The organism is Pseudomonas peli, assembly GCF_900099645.1.
GTDB classification, from domain to species: Bacteria; Pseudomonadota; Gammaproteobacteria; order Pseudomonadales; family Pseudomonadaceae; genus Aquipseudomonas; species Aquipseudomonas peli.
The window spans coordinates 217,768-242,829 of the sequence record NZ_FMTL01000004.1; the positions used below are offsets into that span (position 1 = coordinate 217,768).

At 60.3% G+C, this 25,062-nt stretch carries 24 protein-coding genes; 10 read left to right on the top strand and 14 right to left on the bottom strand.

Going from position 1 to position 25,062, the window contains the following annotated elements; translation table 11 throughout:
* Positions 1–20 precede the first annotated feature (20 nt).
* Positions 21–695, bottom strand: coding sequence for a nicotinate-nucleotide adenylyltransferase (nadD, locus tag BLO50_RS18185; RefSeq protein ID WP_090255599.1), 675 nt, complete (start codon positions 693–695; stop codon positions 21–23).
* Positions 695–1,960, bottom strand: a complete 1,266-nt coding sequence (locus BLO50_RS18190; RefSeq protein WP_090255601.1) for a glutamate-5-semialdehyde dehydrogenase — start codon at positions 1,958–1,960, stop codon at positions 695–697. The genes nadD and BLO50_RS18190 overlap by 1 nt, the downstream gene beginning before the upstream one ends.
* A 264-nt stretch (positions 1,961–2,224) precedes the next feature.
* Between BLO50_RS18190 and BLO50_RS18195 the strand changes: the two genes are divergently transcribed.
* On the top strand, positions 2,225–3,457 hold the full coding sequence (locus tag BLO50_RS18195; RefSeq protein ID WP_090255603.1) for an alpha/beta fold hydrolase: 1,233 nt from the start codon (positions 2,225–2,227) through the stop codon (positions 3,455–3,457).
* A gap of 126 nt (positions 3,458–3,583) precedes the next feature.
* On the opposite strand, the gene BLO50_RS18200 is transcribed toward BLO50_RS18195, so the two are convergent.
* The 5 genes from BLO50_RS18200 to BLO50_RS18225 form a co-directional block, all read right to left on the bottom strand.
* Positions 3,584–4,081, bottom strand: a complete 498-nt coding sequence (locus BLO50_RS18200) for a hypothetical protein (RefSeq protein ID WP_143003838.1) — start codon at positions 4,079–4,081, stop codon at positions 3,584–3,586.
* A gap of 127 nt (positions 4,082–4,208) precedes the next feature.
* Positions 4,209–5,114, bottom strand: coding sequence for a PoNe immunity protein domain-containing protein (locus BLO50_RS18205; protein ID WP_244152913.1), 906 nt, complete (start codon positions 5,112–5,114; stop codon positions 4,209–4,211).
* Between the two features lie 645 nt (positions 5,115–5,759).
* Positions 5,760–6,314 (bottom strand): filamentous hemagglutinin, encoded by a 555-nt coding sequence (locus tag BLO50_RS18210; protein WP_143003839.1) that lies wholly within the window; start codon positions 6,312–6,314, stop codon positions 5,760–5,762.
* A 124-nt stretch (positions 6,315–6,438) separates the two neighbouring features.
* Positions 6,439–6,672 (bottom strand): hypothetical protein, encoded by a 234-nt coding sequence (locus BLO50_RS18215; protein WP_090255611.1) that lies wholly within the window; start codon positions 6,670–6,672, stop codon positions 6,439–6,441.
* Positions 6,673–7,155: 483 nt separating this feature from the next.
* Entirely contained in the window at positions 7,156–8,010 is an 855-nt protein-coding gene (locus BLO50_RS18225; RefSeq protein WP_090255615.1) for a class I SAM-dependent methyltransferase, read from the bottom strand.
* Between the two features lie 108 nt (positions 8,011–8,118).
* Between BLO50_RS18225 and BLO50_RS18230 the strand changes: the two genes are divergently transcribed.
* Together BLO50_RS18230 and BLO50_RS18235 are read left to right on the top strand one after the other, a co-directional pair.
* Positions 8,119–8,835, top strand: a complete 717-nt coding sequence (locus BLO50_RS18230) for a DNA-3-methyladenine glycosylase (RefSeq protein WP_090255617.1) — start codon at positions 8,119–8,121, stop codon at positions 8,833–8,835.
* Positions 8,832–10,148, top strand: coding sequence for a bifunctional DedA family/phosphatase PAP2 family protein (locus BLO50_RS18235; RefSeq protein ID WP_090255619.1), 1,317 nt, complete (start codon positions 8,832–8,834; stop codon positions 10,146–10,148). The genes BLO50_RS18230 and BLO50_RS18235 overlap by 4 nt, the downstream gene beginning before the upstream one ends.
* Here the strand turns inward: BLO50_RS18235 and BLO50_RS18240 are convergent.
* Genes BLO50_RS18240 through BLO50_RS18250 form a run of 3 tightly spaced genes read right to left on the bottom strand, consistent with a single transcriptional unit; the run spans position 10,142 to position 11,812 of the window.
* Entirely contained in the window at positions 10,142–10,729 is a 588-nt protein-coding gene (locus BLO50_RS18240; RefSeq protein WP_090255621.1) for an LON peptidase substrate-binding domain-containing protein, read from the bottom strand. The two genes, BLO50_RS18235 and BLO50_RS18240, sit on opposite strands and share 7 nt — an antisense overlap.
* Positions 10,730–10,739: 10 nt before the next feature.
* Positions 10,740–11,456 carry an LrgB family protein gene (locus tag BLO50_RS18245; RefSeq protein WP_372239934.1) on the bottom strand — a complete coding sequence of 239 codons (717 nt, stop codon included), beginning with the start codon at positions 11,454–11,456 and terminating at the stop codon, positions 10,740–10,742.
* Positions 11,453–11,812, bottom strand: a complete 360-nt coding sequence (locus BLO50_RS18250) for a CidA/LrgA family protein (protein ID WP_090255623.1) — start codon at positions 11,810–11,812, stop codon at positions 11,453–11,455. Before BLO50_RS18250 ends, BLO50_RS18245 begins: the two co-directional genes overlap by 4 nt.
* Positions 11,813–12,031: 219 nt before the next feature.
* Here BLO50_RS18250 and BLO50_RS18255 point away from each other — a divergent pair, with 219 nt between their 5' ends.
* From BLO50_RS18255 to BLO50_RS18280, 6 genes are all read left to right on the top strand, one after another.
* On the top strand, positions 12,032–12,487 hold the full coding sequence (locus tag BLO50_RS18255; protein WP_090255625.1) for a MaoC family dehydratase: 456 nt from the start codon (positions 12,032–12,034) through the stop codon (positions 12,485–12,487).
* 140 nt (positions 12,488–12,627) lie between these two features.
* Positions 12,628–14,355, top strand: coding sequence for a C13 family peptidase (locus BLO50_RS18260; protein ID WP_090255627.1), 1,728 nt, complete (start codon positions 12,628–12,630; stop codon positions 14,353–14,355).
* Positions 14,356–14,416: 61 nt separating this feature from the next.
* Positions 14,417–15,058, top strand: coding sequence for an oxidoreductase (locus BLO50_RS18265; protein ID WP_090255629.1), 642 nt, complete (start codon positions 14,417–14,419; stop codon positions 15,056–15,058).
* Between the two features lie 20 nt (positions 15,059–15,078).
* Positions 15,079–15,417, top strand: coding sequence for a DUF5629 family protein (locus BLO50_RS18270; protein WP_090255632.1), 339 nt, complete (start codon positions 15,079–15,081; stop codon positions 15,415–15,417).
* 18 nt (positions 15,418–15,435) lie between these two features.
* Entirely contained in the window at positions 15,436–16,047 is a 612-nt protein-coding gene (locus tag BLO50_RS18275; RefSeq protein ID WP_090255634.1) for a class I SAM-dependent methyltransferase, read from the top strand.
* 116 nt (positions 16,048–16,163) lie between these two features.
* A complete protein-coding gene (locus BLO50_RS18280) occupies positions 16,164–18,749 on the top strand; it encodes an EAL domain-containing protein (protein ID WP_244152914.1) in 2,586 nt (861 codons plus the stop codon).
* 15 nt (positions 18,750–18,764) lie between these two features.
* Here the strand turns inward: BLO50_RS18280 and BLO50_RS18285 are convergent, their stop codons facing one another.
* From BLO50_RS18285 to BLO50_RS18300, 4 genes are all read right to left on the bottom strand, one after another.
* A complete protein-coding gene (locus BLO50_RS18285) occupies positions 18,765–19,064 on the bottom strand; it encodes a YceK/YidQ family lipoprotein (RefSeq protein ID WP_090255637.1) in 300 nt (99 codons plus the stop codon).
* Entirely contained in the window at positions 19,057–19,689 is a 633-nt protein-coding gene (gene ubiX, locus BLO50_RS18290; RefSeq protein WP_090255639.1) for a flavin prenyltransferase UbiX, read from the bottom strand. The genes BLO50_RS18285 and ubiX overlap by 8 nt, the downstream gene beginning before the upstream one ends.
* Entirely contained in the window at positions 19,690–21,042 is a 1,353-nt protein-coding gene (gene mpl, locus BLO50_RS18295) for a UDP-N-acetylmuramate:L-alanyl-gamma-D-glutamyl-meso-diaminopimelate ligase (RefSeq protein WP_090255641.1), read from the bottom strand.
* Between the two features lie 129 nt (positions 21,043–21,171).
* Positions 21,172–23,076, bottom strand: coding sequence for a sigma-54-dependent Fis family transcriptional regulator (locus BLO50_RS18300; RefSeq protein WP_090255642.1), 1,905 nt, complete (start codon positions 23,074–23,076; stop codon positions 21,172–21,174).
* Between the two features lie 303 nt (positions 23,077–23,379).
* On the opposite strand from BLO50_RS18300, the gene exaC reads away from it, so the two are divergent.
* A complete protein-coding gene (gene exaC / locus BLO50_RS18305; RefSeq protein WP_090255644.1) occupies positions 23,380–24,900 on the top strand; it encodes an acetaldehyde dehydrogenase ExaC in 1,521 nt (506 codons plus the stop codon).
* Positions 24,901–25,062 lie beyond the last annotated feature (162 nt).

Below are 25,062 nucleotides of genomic sequence, written 5' to 3' on the forward strand. Positions count from 1 at the left end.
CTAACTCGTTTGCCTCGTGTTCAATTCGCGCCACGGTACAGTCCGTGGGCATGGATATAGGCCAGTACCGCGTCAGGCACCAGAAAACGGGCCGACTTTCCGCTCGCCAGTAGCGAACGGATCTGGGTAGCCGACACCGCCAGAGGTGTCTGCCAGATAAAAGCAATCTGCCCACTCGGCCCACTCAGGGCCGATGGGGCACTCACACTGCGCGCCGCCAACAGATTGCGCAGCGCCTCGGGCGCTTCACTGTCGGCATCCGGCCGTTGCAGCACCAGAATATGGCAGTGCTGCAGCAACTCATCCCAACGCTGCCAACTGGGTAAACCGCAGAAGGCATCCCAGCCCAGCAGCAGAAACAGCTGATCATCCACTGCCAACTCACTGCGCAACGACTCCAGGGTGTCAATGCTGTAGGACGGTTTGTCGCGTTGCAGCTCGCGATCATCCACCTGCAGCACCCCGGCATCGGCTACCGCCAACCTGACCATGGCCAGGCGATCCTCGGCACTGACCTCCGGTGCGCTGCGGTGCGGCGGCCGCGCGCTGGGGATCAGACGCAACTCATCCAACTGCAGCGCATCGGCCACTTCAACAGCGCTGCGCAGATGGCCGATATGCACCGGATTAAAGGTGCCGCCTAGCAGACCGATGCGTCGGGCGTCGGTACGTCGGTCGCCGCTGGGCTTGGCCATCAGGTACGAATGTGTCCGTCGCCAAACACCACGTACTTCTCGCTGGTCAGCCCATCCAGGCCGACCGGGCCACGGGCGTGCAGTTTGTCGGTGGAAATACCGATCTCCGCGCCCAGGCCGTATTCAAAACCATCGGCGAAACGGGTCGACGCGTTGACCATCACCGAGGCGGAATCCACTTCGGTCAGGAAACGCCGCGCATCACTGAAGTTCTCGGTGATGATCGCGTCGGTGTGCTGCGAGCCGTAATGGTTGATGTGCTCGATGGCCGCATCCAGCGAGTCGACGATGCGAATCGCCAGAATCGGCGCGTTGTATTCGGCAAACCAGTCGTCTTCGCTCGCTTCCAGCACGTCGCTGCCTAGGAGCGCGCGGGTCGCAGCGTCGCCACGCAGTTCAACACCTTTGTCGCGGTAGATCGCCGCCAGCGGCGGCAACACCTTGTCAGCCACCGCGGCATGCACCAGCAGGGTTTCCATGGCGTTGCACGGCGAGTAGCGATGGGTCTTGGCGTTGTCGGCAACGCGAATCGCCTTGTCGAGGTCGGCGGCGACGTCGATATAGACGTGGCATACGCCATCCAGATGTTTGATCACCGGCACCTTGGCGTCACGGCTGATGCGCTCGATCAGGCCCTTGCCGCCACGCGGCACAATCACGTCAACAAATTCCGGCATGGTGATCAGCGCACCAACGGCGGCACGATCAGTGGTTTCCACCACCTGCACGGCGCTTGCGGGCAAACCGGCTTCAGCCAGACCGAGCTGAATGCAACGAGCAATCGCCTGATTGGAATGAATGGCCTCGGAGCCGCCACGCAGGATGGTGGCGTTACCGGACTTCAGGCACAGGCTGGCGGCGTCGATGGTCACGTTCGGCCGAGACTCATAGATGATGCCGATTACGCCGAGCGGCACGCGCATCTTGCCAACCTGAATACCCGACTGCAGGTAACGCATATCGCGGATCTCGCCGATCGGATCAGGCAGCGTGGCGACCTGACGCAGACCTTCGATCATGCTGTCGATCACTGCCGGCGTCAGCGCCAGACGGTCAACCATGGCAGGCTCCAGACCATTGGCACGCGCGGCGGCCAGGTCCAGCTCGTTGGCGGCGGTCAAATCGCTACGGGCCGCATCCAGCGCGGCGGCGGCGGCCTGCAGGGCACGATTCTTCTGCGCGGTACTGGCGCGCGCCAGCACGCGTGAAGCGCTGCGGGCGGCCTGTCCCAGGCGGGTCATATAGTCGAGCACGGACTCAGTCATGGTCTTGGCAGGTCTGGCGGTTGAAAAAAGTCGCTGAGTATAACGGTCGCGCCGCTCCACGCCCAGCGCTGCGCGGCGGACGGTAGACACTGCGTTCGCCACAACCCGCGGTAACGCCGCCAAGCCCCACACAGCAAGCCACCGGAAGAAACAGTGACATCACGGACCATCAGCCGCCCGAAGGTTAGGTAAACAAAAACCGTCCGAATGTTTACCTTGCCATCACAAGCAAGACAGGCGGCCGACCGCCGGGGTGGGATCAGCATGCATTACCGTACCGACTACTGCGCCGCACAACTTAACGAAGCCCCACAGGTGCTGCATATCGGCGACCTGCGCCTGCACTACCAGGCCTACGCCTGCCGCAGCCACGACACTCGCCCGCCCGTATTGCTGTTGGGCGGCGCATTCCAGAGCTTTCGCTCGTTTGCCGCCGAAGTCAGCGAGCTGCTCGGCGAACACCCGGTGATCCTGCTCGACTTGCCCAGCCAGGGCGGCAACCTGCAGCTGGTGCCCGACCTGAGCCTGGAGCAACTGGCCGACCTGATCGCCGCCTTCGCCGAGGAGCTCAACCTGCCGCCGTTGATGCCCATCGGCCTGTCCTACGGCTCAGCTTTGGCCGCGCTGTTTGCCGCGCGTCACCCCGAGCGCTGCGCCCGTGTGCTGCTGGCCGGGATCACCGCCTTCGGCCGCCCCGGCGCGCGCCTGCTGCTGCAGGAAGGCCTGGCGCTACTTGCAGAAGGGCGTTGCGAGGCCTTTGCCCATGGCGCGTTGACCGGCCTGCTCAACCCTTTGCGCCTGGAACAGACCGGCGTAGCCCCGGTATTTCGCAAGGCATTGCTGCGGCAGATCCAGCGACTGTCAGCCGCCGATATCGAGCGCTACCGGCAGAACAGCCAGCGCCTGCTGGATTTTCAGGGATTTCACGCGCACCCCAGCTGCCCGACCCTGGTGCTGGCCGGCGAATATGACCACTTCACCCAACCCTGGGAGCACGCGCACTTTGCTGCCGCCTGCGCCCAGGCCAGCTGCGCGCTGATTCACAACGCTGACCACCTGGCCCAGTTTGAACAGCGCGACGCCTGCGCCAGCCTGTACAACCCGTTCCTGCGCGGCGACGCCCTACCGAGCCGCAGCCCGGGCAGCAGTCTGCTGAGCAACCCGCAGCTGCTGCATCTGGAAAAACGCCATGAGCCGCGCCTGCCGCCCAGCCAGCGCCAAGCGCGCCTGCAACATGCCGAGGGTGGCGAATGGGCCGTGGAGATCAGCGAACTGGGTTTCTTCGGCGGGCTGTTGCAGGCAGATCTGCCGGCGATACGCGGCACCCGTGGCTGGCAATTGCGGTGCAAGGACCTTCCCGCCCAGCCCCTGCTACCCCTGCGTCAGGATCAGAACGGCCTGGCCTTCGTCTTCCCGCACAGCGATCAGCAGGCCAGCAAGGCGCTGGAAAGCCAATTCCAGCCACAACAGGCACTCCCTACTGCGGCCTGCGCCTAAATCGGTGGATTGCTCACATTTCAGCCCAACACTACACAACGAGAAATCACCAAAACTTATAAAGGGCTATCCCTCCAGCCCCTCACCAAGTTTCAAATAGCAACGGATGAACAAAGCACTATGCCGTTACTCAGATGCCGGCCTCATTTTAAGGCAGGCCATTCCGGATGGACGGAGATTGAATTGCTTGAGATCCAAAGGCACTCGCTCTCCGCTATCGAGAACCCTCTGCCCGCTTACAGTGCAATAGTCCTTGCCTGGCAAAATGCCCAACAAGCCGCCCTGCTTTTCAACAAAAGAACCTGCTCGCAAAACGTATTTGGCATTTTGCTCGGGGACGAATGAAAAAATCAGATTGCAGTATGAATTCCCATATCGCTCTTCCAGAGCCATAAAAGCATTTTCACCCGCATGAATCCTTGCCCCTGCGCCAAGTACCGAAGTGCCCGCAAAGCAGCCATTCTCATCCATATTGAATACGACAAACCTAGAAACAGCGCTAACCACTTCGACTTCAGCAGAAGGCTGACCTTCAGTCGGAAAGGTATAGGGCTTATTGCCCAAGCGATCCATAAATGAACAACCACCTAGCAAAACAAACAAGACCATTAAACTGATACGCATATTTCCCCCATATAAAAATTGCTACAAGCGCGGCAAGCTCAAGAAAAATTTAATTTGCAATCTGCTGCCTGACAGAGACCAACACAAGACCTAACTAGGTTCACACTGTCATCAAACACACACCTAACTAACGCCTAAACAATCTCGAAAGCCAGTGCTTTTTCTCGGTAACAGCCGAGTTATTCGGAGTCTCAATCGTGGGAACAATATCTGCTCTTACAGGGTGTGTACTCGGACCGTTAGGGCGCAGCAAATCTCCGGGATAGTGCTCATGACCCAGACACAGACGATCGTCTAGACCAAAGGCTTTTACTGCAGCGACCGCCTCCTCACACCAGCGCCCGAAGTAAGCGCCACCCTCGAAGTTCGTATCGCCGTACTTGTACCAGTAAGGATGTGAATACGGCACGGTCTGCTTGGCACGGCACGACCTAGCTCCCGTACCAAGCTCCTTGTACCAGTGCGTCACAAACGCCTTGAGGCTTTCAGCCTGTTTAGCTGGCGGCGCATCAATAGCCGCCAGCAAACGTGCGTAGGGCTTGCGATAGCAAAGCTCTGTCCCGACTTTGCGGCTTGGCGTACGGGTGGCAATGATTCGATCAAGCAAAACATCCTCACCCTCGTTGCCAATCAAGGCCACCAAGCGATTCCACTGCTCATCGGGAATTTCCAGCGCCAAGGCCAACCCCACCAGCCAAAAACAGATGATGTAGTGATCGAGGTTAACTACCCAGGCATGACGGGTATATTGCTGCTCCTGCGTCCAGACTTCCGCACCTAGCCGCTCGGCCTCCTCCCAAGCGTCCAGCAGCGCAGGAAAATATCTAGGCAGTTCGGAAATAGCATCGCCTCGGGAGTAGCGGCGAAACATCTGATGCCAGTTTTTTTGTGCCAGTTGAAACACATACTGCGGCTCATAATCTGAATTTTTCGCTGGAGTCAATCTAACTTCTTCTACCTTATTGAATCGATCTTCTGCATATAAAACCCACTCATCCCAATACACCAACCCACCCATTACATCCCGAATCACTTTATACCCCCATCAACTTCGACGCCTGCTCGGGATCAAGAATGAATTTTCCATTTCTATCCAGCAATCCAACTGCCAATAAGGGGCAAACCACGATTATTCATAATAAAACCACGACCGACACATTACCTCCTAAGCTGGCTGCCGAATTTTAAGGCAAACATTCGGGTGGCGGCCTTTCATAATTACGACGAGAGCATATAAGAACGCCTATTTCGGTTGCGGCATTTTCTATGCATTCATCATGACTCAATCTATCTCGACAATATCTACCATTCAAGCGCAACTCAGAACTAGGCGTGGGAATTATTGCTCCGGGCTTACAGGCTTCCAGTTCAGGATTATTTCGACACCAGCTATTATTATCCGGATTACCCCCCTTAAATGGGCTAAGGTAAGCATAGCCGGAATTTACTATACAGTAATACCTCAGCGCCATTTCACTCCTACTTGGTCTGTTACCCTCAGGATAGGTACCATATGGATTATAATTACCACACTCCAAAATAATCTTCTTTACATCTATATCTGTCGCCCCAGGCCTGCTCCAATTTTCATAATAAGAAGGAAGTGGTTGAAATGCGCCCCGACAGCCAAACAACATGATTGAAAACAAAGCAAGAAATATCTTTACATAAGCTATACTCACCGCTTAACTCCAACTGTTTTTGCTTCGCCGTAACTATCATTACAACCTTGCGAGGCTGCACCATAACAGCTATGCACCGTCGGGCTATCCTTAAGGATATTTATCCATTCCTTTATCTTGCAACTATTATCTGGAACAGTCCCATAGGTTGCAGGGTTTCCGCCCAGCACACCAACAAGGTCGTCCTTATGGTTTTGCAGATACACCGTATCCTGCTTGCCACCGCTTAGTTCATATAGCATACCTGCTGCTTTTTCTGCGCTATAGGCCGGCCCGAAAAACCGAACCAGAGTATCGCCTAAACTCTCTTGACCATTTCCATCTCTCAGTAATGACTCCATAGCATTACCAATGGTCATGCTGCCGCGGCTATGGCCTGAAATATCTAGCCCACTATTCCCATGATGCTCCATGAGATTTTTAACCTCTACGGCAGCGTTCGCTAATCCCCAGAAATCATTCTCCATAAACTTCTGATAGCCCGCCACTATAAGCTCTGAGATAAGATACCCGTTTCCGGGAAGGCCACTAGATATATCGTCTCGGCTCACCTGGAATATTCTGGGCGGTATAAACTTGCGCTGCCTTTTCATCGTTGAAAATGCCGTTAGTAAAGACTTTACGCGCCCACCATTCCCTGCTTTCAGGTTTTCCTTCTCAATCTGAGTAAGCTTTCTAGTTTTGCGGCTTACCGTCGTATCCGAGTGCGATCTTTCCGTCTTCACCACGAATCACTTCATATATATCGTGCTTTTTCAGGAACATGGTGCGGTAAACTTCATCAGAGAATTTTACTGCCTCCGCGAATACCGCCTTCTTGATAATCTGTTCCGCTTCGGCTTGGCGCTCCAATGCCTTTAAATCCAGCCGCTGTGCAGCAACATGGCTGTTCTCCGTATCGCGGCTCAAACTGACTAGAGTTTCTTCGGCAGTCTTTCCAGTTGCCCAGCCTCATCGGTAATCACAATAGTGCCCTGGCTTATGGCGCTTAACGTTCTGCCGGATGACTCGTCCACGGCAGCGCTCGCCAGTAATGTCAGCGAAGCAAATAGGGCGTATTTGAAAACGACGGCGAGAGTTGAGGCACGTGAAAAGGCACAGCAAGAGACTACCGATGGCTTGCCGAAAAGGCATTGCGCGAACAATAGCCCTCCCAGTGCAGAGAGGGGGGACATCATTTCGCATCCTTGTGAAGAAAAATCCATAAGCCGCGCAAATTATTGCGCAATCATCCGTGGAGAACTGTTAGCCACTTCCCATAGCGGCACATTGCCACACTTCAGTTACACAGTCCGCCAAACACCGACGGGGCTGCTGCGCAAGGTACCAACCAAAGGGAATGACATCGGCACCGATATTGACAATACGACGGGAATCTAAAGCCGCTAATACCTAAATTCGCGCCTCAATCACCCGCACCAGCCCGGCATTACGCGATGGCGCCAGGCCAAGCGCCTGGGCCGTGCGGCTCGGGTCGAATACTTCGACCTGGCCGAAACCGCAGCGCTGAAAGCCCTGCACAATCGCCTGATCATTGCGGTAATGCAGCGGGTAGTTGCCACGGGTCAGCCGGCCAATCAGGCCAACGCCCCAGCGCAGCTGGCGGTAACGCGGGTGTTCGCGCAAATCCGGGTACAGCTCGGTCAGGTAGGTGGCTTGGGGGAACTCACGCAGTTGCTCGGCCAGGCGTGTCCAGAACGACTCGATCAGCGCCAGCTCGAAGTAATTCACCAGCCCCTCGGTAATCACCACCACCGGCTTACTGTGATCCAGCTCGGAGAACAGCGCCGCCAGGCTTTTGCTGCCAGCCTCAGCGAGGATATCCACCGCGCGCACTTGATGCTGACTGCCCAGCCAGCCTTCGCTATTGAGCAGCAGGCGTTTACGCGCGGCCATCACCGGCAGATCGGCCTCGATATAGCGCAACTGCGGATAACGCGCGGTAAAGCGACGGCCGCGTGGCGACAGGCCGCAGGCGATCTCCACCACCTGGCACACGCCGCCCTGCTCAATCGCCGCAGTCAGCTGCGCATCAATCTGCAAGTGCCGCTGCAGCAGAAACTGCTCAATATCTAGCCCGAACCCGACCCGCGCGCCCCAGGTAATGGGGCTGAGTAAGCCATGCACAAACCGCCCGAAGCCCGTCACGAAAGCGGCATCGGCCAGCTGATGGCGATACCAGATATAGCCGGTGTAGTGGGCGCTGGGGCTGATATGGGCACTGCTGACGCGAGCACGTTCAGACATGGTTAAGACTCTTATTGTTATGATCGCAGGCCTTTAAACGGTGCGCTGTTGAGCACCTGATACGGCAACAATCCCAGCCTATGCCCTGCCGAGTAAGCACAACACCGCATGTCAGCCGATCCCAACCTTAGTTTGCCCTGGCCCCGGGGCCGGGCATTGCCCGCGAGCTTCTTCGACCGCGATGCGCGCCTACTGGCCCGCGAGCTGCTCGGTAAAGTGATTCGCCATCGCCACGGCGAGCAATGGCTAAGCGCGCGCATCATCGAAACCGAGGCCTATTACCTGAGTGAAAAAGGCAGCCATGCCTCGCTCGGCTATACCCACAAGCGCCGCGCACTGTTTATGGAAGGCGGACATATCTATATGTATTACGCCCGTGGCGGCGACTCGCTGAACTTCAGCGCCCAAGGCCCAGGTAATGCGGTACTGATCAAATCTGCCTACCCCTGGCAGGATGCCCACAGCGGCGCAGACGCACTGATGCAAATGCAGGAAAACAATCCCGACGCACAAGGCAGGCTGCGCAGCCGCGAAACCCTCTGTGCCGGGCAGACGCTGCTGTGTAAAGCGCTCGGATTGAAAGTGCCGGAGTGGGATGCGCGAGCATTCGATGAGCAGCGCCTGTTTGTCGAAGACCTCGGCGAGCGCCCGCAACACGTTGTGCAATGCGCGCGCCTGGGCATTCCCCACGGCCGGGATGAACAGCTGCCGTACCGGTTTGTCGATGCGGCCTTTGCCCGTCACTGCACGCGCAACCCATTACGGCGCGGCCAACAGGCCGGCCAAGACTACTACTTGCTAACCCCCACGGATGACCACCGATGAGCCAATGGTTCGACACCCTAACCCTGTGGCTGAGCGCCAACCCCGAATGGCTGGGCCTGGCGATCTTTGTCATTGCCTGCGTCGAATGTCTGGCCATTGCCGGCATCATCGTGCCGGGCACCATTCTGCTGTTTACCGTGGCAGTCCTGGCCGGTAACGGCGCGTTGTCACTGTGGGAAACCCTGCTATTGGCCTACTTCGGCGGCTTGCTCGGTGACGCGCTGTCCTATGGTATCGGCCGCTATTTTCATCAGGATATTCGCCGCCTGCCGTTGTTGCGCAGCCACCCCCAGTGGTTGAGCGCGGCCGAGGTTTATTTTCAGCGCTACGGCGTCGCCAGCCTGTTGGTCGGCCGTTATATCGGCCCGCTGCGGCCGATGCTACCGATGGTCGCCGGCATGCTGAACATGCCGCTCCCGCGCTTTATCGCCGTCAGCCTGCTGGCTGCTGCCGGCTGGGCCATGGCCTACATGCTGCCGGGCTGGGCCACGGGTGCTGCCTTGCGCCTGCCGCTGCCGGAAGGGTTCTGGCCGCAGGCCGGCGCAGTAGCGGCAGGCGTGGCCATCGTGGTCGGCCTGAGCATTCAAGGCAGCATGCGCGGGCAACGCCACGCTAGCCTGCTGGCGGCCGGCGCCTGCCTGGTGCTGCTGGTCAGCATGATGCTCAGCTGGCCGCTGCTCAGCCACTTTGATCAGGGCCTGCTGGCCCTGGTGCAGGAACAACGCAGCAGCACCCTCGATACACTGATGGTGCTGATTACCCACCTCGGCGACCTGCACACTCAAGTGGCGGCGGCAGTGCTGCTGTGCCTGATTCTGCTGGCTACCCGACAGTGGCGCAGCCTGTGCTTGGCCATCGGCGCCACGCTTGGCACCGCCCTGGCGAATGGCGCGCTAAAAGCACTGTTTGCGCGAAGCCGTCCAGATGTACTGCTCGAACCACTGGGCAGTTTCAGCTTCCCCAGCGGCCACAGTTCAGCGGCTTTTGCCTTCTTTCTGCTGCTCGGCATACTCGCGGGTCGCGGCCAACCGCCACGCATGCGTCTGACGTGGCTGCTGCTGGCCAGCCTGCCGGCGGCGGCAATCGCGCTCTCTCGGGTCTACCTCGGGGTGCATTGGCCCAGCGACATCATCGCCGGGGCCATGTTGGCGGGCTGTTTCTGCGCCCTGAGCCTGGCGCTGGTGCAATGGCGCGCACCACTGCCTGCTCTGACGGCAAGAATCTGGTGGCTATTGCTGCCGGCGATTCTGGCGCTGCTCGGCGGCATCGCCACCTGGCAGCTGTCCACTGGCCTGCTGCTGTATCGCTACTGATGACCGCCCTGCAGCAGCTCCAGCAACGCCTGCAACCGTTCTAGCCGCAGCTGCACGTCCGGCATTTCGAGCAGTTGCAGCTTCTGTTCGGCGTCCAGCGGCAACAGGTAGGCCAGCTGATTGGCCAGGGCCTCCTGGCCCGCTGGCGCACTCGCCATGCCCAGTGAGGCCACCAACGGGTGAGCGCTCAGCGCACCGAGCAATGCTGCCAAATCCGCATGCTCAGCCTCCAGCGGCTGCTCAGCTTGCTCGTCTAACCACTCGACCTCGGCCAGGGTCAGTTGATCGGGCAGCACCTGCGCGTGCTGCACGCGAAAACGCCGACCACCCTCGACGCGAATCCCCAATAAGCCATTGGGCCGCTGCTCGAAATCGCGAATCAACGCCTCGCAACCGATCGCCGAGAATTGCCCCGCGGCCTCGCCCACCTCGGCGCCATCAATGATGCAAACCACACCAAAGCCCTGCCCTTGCTTCATGCAGCGGCTGACCATGTCCAGGTAGCGTGCTTCGAATATCTGCAAGTCGAGCATGCAGCCGGGAAATAACACAGTGTTCAGTGGAAACAGCGGCAGGGTCACACACACCTCCTTATAGCCACAACAGAATCGCCAGCGGCAGCAGCACGGCCGTGAATACGCCCATCAGGCTCATCGCCAGGGCTGAAAACGCGCCGCACTCCTCACCTTCCTGCAGTGCACGGGCGGTGCCAACCGCATGCGCGGTCAGGCCCAGGGCCATGCCCAGTGCAGCCGGGTGATGCACGCCACAGCGCTTAAGCAGCGCCGGGCCGATGATGGCGCCGATGATCCCGGTGATCATCACAAACACCGCAGCCAGGGCAGCAATCCCGCCAATCTGATTGGCCACCAGCATGGCAATCGGTGAGGTAACCGACTTGGGCGCCATGCTCATCAGCATGATCTGCTCGGCGCCGAAGACCCAGGCCAGGGTAATACCTAAGACAGTGGCGACCACACCGGCCACCAGCAGGGTGATCAGGGTCGGCCAGAACAGCTGGCGAATACGCCGCAGATTAAGGAACAGCGGCACCGCCAGCGCCACCGTGGTTGGCCCGAGAAACAGCGTCAACGCCGCAGCGCTGTCTTTGTATTCGGCAAAGGTCAGGCCGCAGGCCAAAAGAATGCCGATTACCGCAAGCATCGATAGCAGCACCGGCTGCAGAAACACCCAACGGGTTTTCTCGTAGGCGGCAATCGCCAGTTGATAGGCACCAAGGGTGATGCCTACACCAAATAGCGGGTGATGGATCAACGCCTGCCAGGCGGCGTGCCAGTCCAAACTCATGCGTCCTCCCGGCGTTGTTGGCGGTCAATCAGCTTCTGCATCAGCCAGCCGGCAAACACGATCGAGATCAGCAATGAAAGCAACAGCGCACCGGCAATCGCCCAGAAGTCGGCAAAGATATCCTCGGCATAGGCCATCACGCCCACCGCGGGTGGTACCAACAGCAGCGGCAGGTATTTCAGCAGACTGGTAGAGGCCAGATGCAGCGGCTCGCCGACTTCTCCGCGCAGCAGCAGGAAGACGAACAACAGCAACATGCCGATGATTGGCCCCGGCAAAATCGGGATCAACAGGACATTCAGCGCAGCGCCGAGCAACTGGCACAGCACCAGCCAGGAAAGGCCACGTAGCAGCATGATGGGTAATCTCCGAATCGTATGATCCCAGACGCAGTGCCGCGCATTATAAGCAGAAGCACCCGGCAAGGGCCGGTTTACAGCGGTTGCGCACGAGCCAACGGCATACCTTGCCCCATCGCAATAGGCACTTGACCCTGCGTCGAACCCATGATGATCTTAGGGCAGAAGGATTTTACGCCCCAAAAAAAACAACACTTGCGTCTTCAAGGAGAAACCATGACATCAGTACCCGCCGCTGAATTGCCCAGCTATATCGGTAAAGAGCTCGGCCGTTCCGATTGGCTGACCATCGACCAGGAACGCATTAACCAGTTTGCCGAATGCACGGGTGATCACCAGTTCATCCACGTCGACCCGGAAAAAGCCAAACTCACCCCCTTTGGCACCACCATCGCCCACGGCTTTCTCTCGCTGTCACTGGTGCCCAAGTTGATGGAAGGCATCATGATCATGCCTAAAGGGCTGAAGATGGCCGTCAACTATGGCCTGGACAGCGTGCGCTTTATCCAGCCGGTGAAGGTCAATTCCAAAGTCCGCTTGGTGGTGACGCTGACGGATGCCACCGAGAAGAACCCAGGCCAATGGCTGCTCAAGGCCAAAGTGGTACTGGAGATTGAAGGCTCGGAAAAACCCGCCTACATCGCCGAGCCACTGACCCTCTGCTTCGTCTGATTACCACCGCCGGATCAAGGCGCACCTGCATCTGCGGTGCGCCTTTTTGTATTTTTAAATGCCCGACGGTGCGCTCAATCACGGCACTCCGGGCGTGTTAAGGCATACTCGGCATCGACCTACCAGCCTGGATTTTCTGCATGCACACGCTCGTCCGCCTGGCCCCTCTGAGTCTCGCCCTGTTGTTGGCCGCTTGCGGTGATGGCGAACCCTTACTGCCCCCTAATGCCGTGCTGCCTGATGGTGGCCGCTACCGCGGTGAGGTTGTCGACGGCCTGTTGCAAGGTCCTGGCCGCCTGGATTACAGCGATGGCAGTTACTACGACGGGCTGTTCAAGGACGGTCAGTTCAACGGCCCAGGCGAATGGCGCAGCAAGCACGGCGAGTTCTACAGTGGCGAGTTTCAGAACGGAGACTTCCACGGACAAGGCAGCCTCACCTACAGCGATGGCAGCCGTTACGAGGGCGGTTTTATCAACGGCAGGCCCAGTGGCGAAGGTCACCTAAAAAGCAGCCAATTGGAATACCGCGGTGAGTTCAGCAAGGGCCAATACAGCGGGCTGGGCAAACTGCAATGGAGTAACGGTGCCAGCTTCCAGGGCCAGTTCAAACAAGGCGAACCTGACGGCCAGGGTGTGCTCACCGACGCCGAAGGCAATGCGTACACCGGCACCTTCGACAACAGCCAACTTAACGGCCAGGGCAGCTTCAAGAATGCGGATGGCGACCTGTACAGCGGCCAGTTCCGTCATAACCAGTTCCACGGCAAGGGGCGCTACCAAAGCGCCGCTGGCGACGTCTGGAGTGGCCGCTTTGTGAACGGCAGCCTCACCGGCAAAGGCGAATTCAAGGGCGGCGACGGCAGCCATTACGCAGGCCAGTTCGACGATTGGAGCTACCACGGTGAAGGTCACCTGACCCTGGCCGACGGCAGTGCCTATCAAGGCAACTTCGCCTACGGCAGCTACCAGGGCAATGGCAGCCTGACCCTGGCCGATGGTACCCAGCAAAGCGGCACCTGGCAGAACGGCCGACTGATTCGTGATGCCCAGGGCAAGGCCATACCGGACGCCCTGGCCACCGGCGTGCTGGAGCAAGGCCGCCTTCTTGATGCCGCCATCGCCAAGCTGCCTGCCTCAACGCCGGCTATCGAGCTGTATGCCCTGACCCTGGCGGGTGACGGCAAGCAGAGTGTATTCATGCGCGAAGCCGATTATGTCGGCAAGCTGCTGCAGGATCGCTTCGCCGCCCACGGTCTGATCACCTTGGTCAACCACCGTGACCACCTGACCGATCGCCCCCTGGCCACTAGCGCCAGCTTGAGCCGCAGCATTCAAGCCCTGGCAGAGCGCAGCGGCAAGGAAGACCTGATCTTTATTTACCTGACCAGTCACGGTTCAGCGCAACACGAGCTGAACCTCGACCAGCCACGCATGCAGCTCGATGACCTGCCGGCCAGTGAGCTGGCAGCCCTGCTCGAACCACTTAAGGATCGGCACAAGGTGCTGGTGATCTCGGCCTGCTACTCCGGTGGTTTTATCCCAAAGTTGCAGGATGACAAGACCCTGATCATCACCGCTGCGCGCGCAGACCGGGTGTCCTTCGGTTGCTCGGAAGAAAACGATTTCACCTACTTCGGCCGCGCGTTGTTCGCCGAAGCCCTGCAGCAAACCGACGACCTGCAGCGTGCCTTCAAGCTGGCCCAGGCCAGCGTTGCCGAACGCGAAAAAGCCGACGGTTTCGAACCCTCCGAGCCGCAGATCTGGCCTGCAAAAGCGGTGCTCGCACAATGGCGTACGCTGCGCGAACAACAGGCCGAGCGCGCCCTGAACAATGCACTTGAGGCACAATCTGCGGTCAACCGCTAACAGCCATGCGCGCCACCAACGGCCTGATAAGCTGATTGATATCAGCGGAGAACCTCACACTATGTATTTAACACCCCAGCACATCCTCCTCGCAGGCGCCACCGGACTGACCGGCGAACACCTGCTGGATCGCCTGCTGAACGAGCCCACCGTCGCCCGCGTACTGGCCCCCAGCCGCCGCCCGTTGGCGGCCCATGCGCACCTGGAAAACCCGCAAGGCGAACTGCTGACCTTGCTGCCGGAACTGAGCGGCAAGGTCGATACCGCCTTCTGCTGCCTGGGCACCACGATTAAACAGGCCGGCTCGCAAGAGGCTTTTCGTGCGGTCGACCATGACCTGGTGCTCGCCTTTGCCGAACGCGCACGCGCCCTCGGCGCACGTCACCTACTGGTGATCAGCGCCCTCGGTGCAGATGCCAACTCCACCGTGTTCTACAACAAGGTTAAAGGCCAAATGGAGCAGGCCCTGCGCGCGCAAGGCTGGCCGCAGTTGACCATCGTCCGCCCTTCGTTACTGCTGGGCGCCCGCCAGGAGTTTCGCCTTGGCGAGCGACTGGCCGCGCCCTTTATGCGCTGGTTACCGGGCAAGTACCGTGGCATTGAAGCCACCGTACTGGCCCGCGCGCTGTGGCGCTTGGCGCTGGAAGAGGATGCCGGCACTCGCGTGATCGAATCAGACCAACTGCGCCGTCTCGGCCGCTAACAACAAGAAGCCATCGACCTATGAGCACCACCCCGCACGACCTGATCAGCGCCCTGAGCGGCGCCGATATGCTGGAAATCGACGAGCTGCATGCCTGGCAGTTCAGCCTCAACGACGATCAACTGGCTCAGCACCATACCGGCACCACGCCCACTGACGATGCGCCGCTGCTGAGCATCGAATGCATGGACGGCCGCGCCCTGCGCAAATGGCATTTCAACCTGGCCCAGGTAATCGCCGCACGTTTTGATGGTGAGGCCGACGCCTGGCGCATCAGCGGCACGGCCGGCGTGCACCTGATCAAGTGTTTTGCCGCTGTCAGCGGCGACAACAGTGATCTGCCAGACGACGCCGAATAACCCTGCCGAGGGCAATCCGTGGGCCTGTATGACCGCTACCTGCTGCCACACCTGATCGACTTCGCCTGCGGCATGGGCGCGGTGATGAAAGCCCGCTCGCAACTGGTGCCCCAGGCCCATGGCCGGGTGCTGGAAATCGGCATCGGCAGCGGCCTTAACCTGGCCTTCTACGATGCCGCAAAGGTCAGTGTGATCATTGGCGTAGACCCCAGCGCCGATATGCAGAAACTGGCCAGGCAACGGGCTGCCGCGATCAGCATTCCAGTGGAGATGATTGCCCTCGAACTGGGGCAGATTCAGGCCGACGACGCCAGTTTCGACAGCATCGTCTGCACCTTTACCCTGTGCACCATTCCTGATGCTGTAGCCGCACTGAAAGAAATGCGCCGCGTGCTCAAACCTGGCGGTCGCCTGTTGTTCTGCGAACACGGCCTGGCTCCCGAGCTGCCCGTGCTGCGCTGGCAGAACCGCCTGACCCCGATTTGGAAGCCGTTAGCCGGTGGCTGCCACCTCAATCGCGATATCCCGGCGTTGATCACAGCCGGCGGATTTCAGATTGGCGAGCTGAGCAATCGCTACCTCAAAGGGCCAAAACCCATGACCTATATCTATCAAGGCTGGGCCTACTGAGCCACGCCTGACGACTCATCACGCGGCAAATCGCTCGACGCCATCATCCCGCCACACACCAGGCCATATTCTGACTATCGTTAGGCTACGGACTTTACATAGAAGTAGCCCCACGCATGATGCGCCTGCTCACTCGCCATCTCATCGCCCTGCTGCTCTTCACCGTGGGTTTCACGGTCACGCCTTATAGCAGCGCGCAGTCTCGTGCGGTCAGCGTGGGGGTCTACGCCAACGAGCCGAAAATCCTCCTGGATCAAGAGGGCAAACTCTCCGGCATTCTCGGCGAGCTGCTGAACGAGATCGCCCGCCAGGAAAATTGGCAACTGCAACCAAGGCCCTGCGAGTGGCAGCAATGCCTGGAGCTGGCGCAGAGCGGCGAGATCGACCTGATGCCGGACGTGGCCTATAACGACAGCCGCGCAGAGGTACTCGACTTCCACACAGTGCCTTCGCTGGTCAGCTGGTCGCAGGTGTACAGCAACGAGAACCTGCAACTGAGATCAGTACTCGACCTCAAAGACCTGCGCATTGCCGTCCTGCAAGGCTCGGTGCAGGAGGACTACCTGCGTGGGCTGCTGGACAGCTTCGACTTGAAAGCGCAATTGATCGGCGCACCCAGTCTGCAGCAAGGGTTTGCCCTGGTAGCGGACGGGCATGCCGACGCCGTAGTCGCCAACCAGCGCTTTGGAGATTTCCATGCACCGAGCTACCGGCTGCAAAGCTCCTCAATCATGTTTCAGCCTGCGCAGCTGTTCTACGCAACCCGCAAAGGGCAAAACGCCGATTTACTGGCCGCCATCGATCAGCACCTGGCGAACTGGCAGAACTCGCCGTCCTCTGTGTACTACCAAACCCTGCTGCGCTGGGGCGGTGAGCGGCCACGCCTGCTGATCCCCACGGTTGTCTGGTGGGGGCTGACGACCCTGGTACTGCTGCTGATTGCTGCCTTGGGCGGCGCATGGCTGTTACGCCGCCAGGTGCACGAGAAAACCCGCCACCTGCAGGCCGGCGAAGCACGCCTGAACACCATCCTCGACAGCGTCGAGGCGTACATCTACATCAAGGATGTGCAGCTGCGTTATCAATATGCCAACCGCAAGGTCTGCGAGCTGTTCGGCCAGAACCTTGAGCAGGTGATTGGCAAAACCGATGAACAGTTCTTCGACATCGACACTGCAACCAACCTGTATGACAACGACAATCGCGTACTCACACTCGGCGAACGGGTGCAGACCGAGGAAATCAATCGCAGCCTGGACGGCAACACGCAGCACGCCTTTCTCTCGGTCAAGCTGCCGCTGCGCGACGATCACGGCAAGATTTACGCGCTATGCGGCATCTCCACTGACATCACCGAACACAAAAAGAACCTCGAAAAAATCAACCAGCTGGCCTTCTACGACCCACTCACCGGCCTGCCCAACCGCCGTCTACTGCTCGACCGCCTGCAACAGGCCCTGGCCAAGCATGCCCGCGGCCTGCAACAGGGCGCACTGCTGTTTATCGACCTGGACAATTTCAAAGACCTCAACGACACCCTTGGCCACGACATGGGCGACCAGTTGCTGCAGCAGGTCGCCGAACGCCTGAGCAGCCATGTGCGCGCCCAGGACACCCTGTCTCGTCTCGGCGGCGATGAGTTTGTGTTGATGCTCGAAGGCCTGAGCCTGAAGCCTGAACAGGCCGGCCAACAGGTTGAACATGCCGGCAACAAGATCATTAAGGCGCTCGCCGTACCCTACACCCTGCAAGGCCGCAGCTATATCAGCACGGCCAGCATCGGCATCGCCCTGTTCCCCATGGAGGACAGTACGGTCGACGAGGTACTCAAGCGTGCCGACATGGCCATGTACCAGGCCAAAGCTGCCGGTCGAAACGCGTTGCGCTTTTTCGACCCGGCGATGCAGGCCGAAGTCAGCGCCCGCGCCAGCCTGGAAAGCGACCTGCGCCAGAGCCTCGACCAGCACGACTTTATCCTGCACTACCAACCCCAGGTGGATGCTCACGGGCAACTGGTCGGCGCCGAGGCCCTGGTCCGCTGGCAGCACCCTATACGCGGGCTGGTGCCGCCGGGCGAATTCATTCCCCTGGCTGAAAGCACGGGGCTTATTCTGCCGCTGGGTCGCCTGATCTTGCGTGCGGCGTGCCAACAACTGGTGGTATGGGCCAATGATCCACAGCTGGCGCACCTGACACTGGCGGTCAACGTCAGCGCCAGGCAGTTCCACCACCCCGATTTTATTGAAGACGTACTTGCTGCCCTCGCGGAAAGCGGCGCCAAGCCTGAACGTCTGGAGCTGGAACTGACCGAAAGCCAACTGGTGGAGGATGTGGAAACGCTGATCGACAAGATGAGTCAGCTAAAAGCACGTGGCGTGCACCTGGCGCTGGATGATTTTGGCACCGGCTACTCCTCACTCAACTACCTCAAACGCCTGCCGCTGGATAAGCTGAAGATCGACCAATCCTTCGTCCGCGACCTGCTCGAACACCCCAGCGATGCCGCCATCGTGCGCACCATCCTGGCGCTGGGAGCCAACCTCAATCTCAGCGTAACCGCCGAAGGCGTAGAAACTCAGGCGCAATACGAGGCCCTGCAAGGCATGGGCTGCAAGCGCTTTCAAGGCTACCTGTTCGCCAAACCGGGGCCAGTGCAGAACATTGAGCACTGGCCATCAGCACCTCTACAGCCAAGCCAATGACCCGCCAGCTGGCGATCACAACCCGCCGCTGATACCCAGATTCAAGCCAATGGCCGTCGCCAGGGACAGCGGCAGCAGCAGGGTGTCGAGCAATGCGCTAACCGGCAGATCAGCCGCCGGATACGCCGGGGCTTCGGCGCCGAAGCGGTCCGTGGCGCAGCAGCCGCCTTGCAGCGCATACAGGTTAAGCCGTGTGCCGGCGTACACCACCGGCGCATCGGGCTTGGCGGCATCCAGGGTGCGTACCGTGGCGCAACCGCTGAGCGACAGGGCCAGGCTCAGGCCCAGAACGAGGCAACTCAGCCGCTTATTCATCAGGGCTGATCTGATGATGTTCACCCCAACGCGGCAGCATGTCCTGGGGAATACTCAGGCAGTTGAGGATCCGCGCCACGACGAAATCCACTAGGTCATCAATGGTCTGCGGCTGGTGATAAAAGCCCGGAGCGGCCGGCAGGATAATCGCGCCCATGTTCGACAGTTTGAGCATGTTCTCCAGATGAATGCTTGAGAACGGCGCCTCACGCGGTACCAGAATCAATTGACGACGCTCCTTGAGGGCCACGTCGGCGGCGCGCTCAATAAGGTTGTTGCAGGCGCCATTGGCAATCGCCGAGAGTGAGCCGGTGCTGCACGGCACCACCACCATCGCAGTGGGCGCACCCGAGCCAGAGGCCGCCGGCGCCATCCAGTCTTCTTTGCCAAACACGCGAATCTGCCCCGGCGCGGCGCCGGTGTACTCGCTCAAGAATGCCTGCATGGCCTGCGGTTTGCTCGGCAGGCTGACATCCGTTTCGGTGGCCATGACCAACTGTGCGGCCTTGGAAATCAGAAAGTGCACCTCGCGCTCTTCCTGCACCAGGCAGTCGAGCAGGCGTAGGCCGTATTGAGCGCCGGACGCGCCCGTCATAGCCAAGGTAATACGTTCAGGACCGGACATTTATGCCTCCAAGGCCGCAGCCAACTTGCCATGCAAGCCGCCAAAGCCGCCGTTGCTCATCACCACGACCTGGGTGCCCGGTGCCGCTTCTGCCTTGACCCCTGCAATGATCGCTTCCAGGGAATCGCAGACCTGAGTCGGCACGGTCGACGTAGCTACTGTGCCAGCCAGATCCCAGCCGAGATTCGGCGGCGCGTACCAGTACACCGAGTCAGCCTGCACCACGGATTCCGGCAGGCCATCGCGGTGCGCGCCGAGCTTCATCGAGTTGGAACGCGGCTCGACGATGGCGATCAATTTGGCGTCGCCGATGCGTTTGCGCAGACCATCCAGGGTCGTGGCAATCGCCGTCGGGTGGTGGGCGAAGTCATCGAAGATGGTCACACCCTTCACTTCGGCGACCTTCTCCATGCGCCGCTTGGCGTTGATAAAGCCGCACAGCGCGGCGATGCCCAGCTCCGGCACCACACCGACATGCCGCGCCGCTGCCAGTACCGCCAGGGCATTGGCCACGTTGTGCTGGCCGGTCAACTGCCAGTCCACGGTGCCTGCGGTTTTACCTTCGAAACTCACCTCGAAGCGCGAGCCGTCGGCGCTAAGCAGGCGCGCTTGCCACTGACCGCCTTCACCTGTGGTTTGCACCGGAGTCCAGCAACCCATCTCGATTACCCGCTTAAGCGCAGGTTCGGTGGTCGGATGAATGATCAGGCCGTCGCCCGGAATGGTACGCACCAGATGGTGGAATTGCCGCTCGATGGCCGCCAGATCCGGGAAGATATCCGCGTGATCGAACTCCAGGTTGTTCAGGATCGCAGTGCGCGGGCGGTAGTGGACGAACTTGCTGCGTTTGTCGAAGAAGGCGCTGTCGTACTCATCAGCCTCGACCACAAAGAACGGCGTGCCACCCAAACGCGCGGATATGCCGAAGTTCTGTGGCACGCCGCCAATCAAAAAGCCCGGACTCATGCCGGCATGCTCGAGCACCCAGGCCAGCATGCTCGAACTGCTGGTTTTGCCGTGGGTGCCGGCCACCGCCATGACCCACCGGCCTTGCAGCACATGGTCGGCCAACCACTGCGGGCCGCTGACGTAGGGCAGGCCCTTGTTCAGCACATACTCCACCGCCGGGTTGCCACGCGACAGGGCATTGCCGACCACCACCAGATCCGGTGCTGGATCGAGCTGGGCGGCGTCATAGCCCTGGGTTAGTTCGATGCCCTGAGCCTCCAACTGGGTGCTCATAGGCGGGTAGACATTGGCGTCGGAGCCGGTCACGCGATGGCCGAGTTCCTTGGCCAGCACGGCCAGCGAGCCCATAAAAGTGCCGCAGATGCCGAGAATATGGATATGCATGATTTACCTTGAAGGCGTCGTCAGAGCCGGTGAATAAGGCGGGATAAAAACTGGCCGCAGATTAGCACAGCGCCGCCGCCCCGCAGAGGCTTGGCGGCGCGCTGCAGGGCGTGGTTCAAGAGGCGCAGCTCAAATCGTTGAGCGCAGCTTGATGCCGTGTTTGCGCAACTTGCGGTACAGGGTGTTGCGGCTGATGCCCAGTTGCTCGGCGCTGCGGCTCATCTGCCAGTGCTGCGCCTCTAGGACCGCGAGCAACGCCTGGCGTTCGGCGTCGCCCAGCTGGTCGGGCCTGGCGTGAGGTAGCAGGGCAAGTGCGGGGCGTGCATGGCGAATTTCGGCGGGCAGCTCGGCGTGGCTGATCACGCCGTTTTCGCACAGGGCGCAGAGGGTGCGCAGCACATTGCGCAGCTGGCGCACATTACCCGGCCAAGAGTAAGCCAGCAGCGCCTCGCGAGCCGCATCATCAAGCCGTGCAGATTGCCCGCGCGCCTCTTCGGCCAGCAGGAAATCCAGCAGCGCCAGCTTGTCACTGCGCCCACGCAATGGCGGCAGCTCGATCACCAAGCCATTAAGGCGATAGAACAGATCCTGGCGAAACTCGCCGCTGGCCACCCGCTGGGTGAGGTCGCGATGGCTGGCGCTGATCACCCGCACATCGATGGCTTGCGATTCGCCACCAATCGGCTCAACCCGGCGCTCTTCCAGCACCCGCAGCAAGCGGGTTTGCAGCGCCAGCGGCATATCGCCGATTTCATCGAGGAACAGCGTGCCGCCATCGGCCTGTTGCAGCTTGCCGCGCATGCCTTCCTTGCGCGCGCCGGTAAAGCTGCCGCCGCGATAACCGAACAGTTCGCTCTCGATCAGGCTCTCGGGAATTGCCGCGCAGTTCAGCGCAACAAAGGGCTTGCCACCACGCGAGCTGACCTGATGCAGGGCCTTGGCGAAGGCCTCCTTGCCGGTGCCGGTTTCGCCGCCGATCAGCAGCGGCACATCACGCTCGTAAACCCGCAGCGCGCGGCGAAAATCACTCTGCAAACCGGGGTCGGCCAGACACAACCCCGGCGTTGCCAAGCTCGCAGTAGCCAGCGCCTGAGCACTGCGCCGAGGCTGGCCGCGCAGCATGGCAAACAGCAGCTGGCCACGCTGGGTATACAGCGGCCAACTGGCGCTGGGCTGCGCCGAAGCGCGGCCGAGCAGGTCATCCAGGCGGCAATCAAATACCTCGACCAATGTGCGCCCGAGCAGTAGCCGACGCGACAGGCCGAGCAGGTTGATCGCGCTCTGGTTCACCGCGCTGACCCGGCCGTCACCATCGAAGGCCAACAGCCCTTCGCTGAACTGGCCGATATATTCGGCCTGGGCATGGAAGCGCAGCAGCCATTCGCCTTCATAGCTGCGCAGGAAATGGCAGCCCTCGATGGCCTTGGCTGACAGGTTGACCAGGGCCATGGTGTGAAACTGGCTCTGCCGCGACACGTCATGCCGCGCCGAGGACACATCCAGCACCGCCAGCAGCTCGCCATGCGGGTCGAACACCGGGCTGGCCGAGCAGGTCAGGCCGGTATGCCGGCTGCGGAAGTGTTCATTCTGGTGGATGGTCAGCGGCTGCCGTTCGACCAGGCAGGTACCGATGCCGTTGGTGCCTTCGCAGGCTTCGCTCCAGTCGGCACCAAGCCACAGACCGGCTTGCTCGAAGGTGCGTTTTTCCGCCTGCTCGGTGACGCAGTTGAGGATCACCCCGCGCGCATCGGTGAGCAGCACGGCATGGCCGCTACCTGCCAACTGGCGGTGCAGGCTGTTCATCTCGTTACTGGAAATCTCCAGCACCTGTTGCAACTGCTCACGGCGTTCCAGCATGTGCGCGTGCTCAATCACCGCCGGCGGCATGCTCTGCGCCGGGTCGAGGTGATGCTGCTGCAGACAACGCAGCCAGGAGCGCGCCACCGAGGAATCGGCAGCCGGGCCGGCGAGTTGGCCGCGCCCTTGGGCCACAGTCAGCACCTGCTGGGCGTGGCGGCTTGCTGGGTTGTGCATTGTTATTGTTCTCCGCTGTGGAGTTGCACGTGATGGCCGAGCATCTACCAGCTTTCCGGCCATTGCAAGACACGCTGACCGGCGAGTCACCGTGCTGTATCGCCCCTGGTACAGAGTGTCACGCGGGCTGTATCAGGGCTGATACAACTCGCGCAGCGCAACCTACCAGCGAATGTCACGCAACCGCTCTAGAAAGGACATCGCGCATGCCTGGCCCAGCCCTTGCTCTGTCTCTGCACAAGCGCCACAGCGCGCCTTTCGCTGCATCACCAGAACAAGCATAAGAACCAGGAGATATTCAGCATGCGTTACGCCCATCCCGGTACCGAAGGTGCCCTCGTTTCCTTCAAATCCCGTTACGGCAACTACATCGGCGGCGAGTTTGTCGCGCCGGTCAAAGGCCAGTACTTCACCAACACCTCGCCGGTGAACGGCCTGCCGATTGCCGAGTTCCCGCGCTCCACTGCCGAGGATATCGACAAGGCCCTGGACGCCGCCCACGCCGCCGCCGATGCCTGGGGCCGTACTTCGGTGCAGGAGCGCTCGCTAACCCTGCTGAAGATCGCCGACCGCATCGAAGCCAATCTGGAAGTGTTGGCCATCACCGAAACCTGGGACAACGGCAAGGCCGTGCGCGAAACCCTCAATGCGGACATCCCCCTGGCCGCCGACCACTTCCGCTACTTCGCCGGCTGCTTGCGCGCCCAAGAAGGCTCGGCTGCCGAGATCGACGGCAACACCGTGGCCTATCACATCCATGAACCGCTGGGCGTGGTCGGGCAGATCATCCCGTGGAACTTCCCGCTGCTGATGGCCGCCTGGAAACTTGCCCCCGCCCTGGCCGCCGGCAACTGCGTGGTGCTCAAACCGGCCGAGCAAACGCCGCTGGGCATCAGCGTGCTGATGGAACTGATCGGCGACCTGCTGCCGCCGGGCGTGCTCAACGTGGTGCAGGGTTACGGTAAAGAAGCGGGCGAGGCCCTGGCCACCAGCAAACGCATCGCCAAGATCGCCTTCACCGGCTCAACTCCGGTGGGCGCGCACATCATGAAATGCGCCGCCGAGAACATCATCCCGAGCACCGTGGAGCTGGGCGGCAAATCGCCGAACATCTTCTTCGAAGACATCATGCAGGCCGAGCCGAGCTTTATTGAAAAAGCCGCTGAAGGCCTGGTACTGGCCTTCTTCAACCAGGGCGAGGTGTGCACCTGCCCATCCCGCGCGCTGGTGCAGGAATCGATCTACCCAGCCTTTATGAAAGAGGTGATGAAGAAGGTCGAGCAGATCAAACGCGGCGACCCGCTGGACACCGACACCATGGTCGGTGCCCAGGCCTCCGAGCAGCAGTTCGACAAGATCTTGAGTTACCTGGAAATCGCCAAGCAGGAAGGCGCCGAACTGCTCACCGGCGGTGCGGTGGAAAAACTCAGCGGCACCCTGGACGGCGGCTATTACATCCAGCCGACCCTGCTCAAGGGCCACAACAAGATGCGCGTGTTCCAGGAAGAAATCTTCGGCCCGGTGGTCAGCGTTACCACCTTCAAGGACGAAGCCGAAGCCCTGGCTATTGCCAACGACACCGAGTTCGGCCTCGGCGCCGGCCTGTGGACCCGCGACATCAACCGCGCCTACCGCATGGGCCGGGCGATCAAAGCTGGGCGCGTATGGACCAACTGCTACCACCTCTACCCGGCGCATGCCGCCTTCGGTGGCTACAAGAAATCCGGTGTCGGCCGTGAAACCCACAAGATGATGCTCGACCACTACCAGCAGACAAAAAACCTGCTGGTCAGTTACGACATCAACCCACTCGGCTTCTTCTAAGCCCCTGCGCAACCGCAGCCGATGCTAGGAAACGACATCGGCCTGCCAGCCCGCGCCCAGGTCTAGACCAGAGGCGTAGTTGGCACAGCGGTTGCTGATCCACTGGGTAACACTTTTCCCTCAAATACCTACAAGCCTGACCGGGCGTGCGCTGCGGCCAGC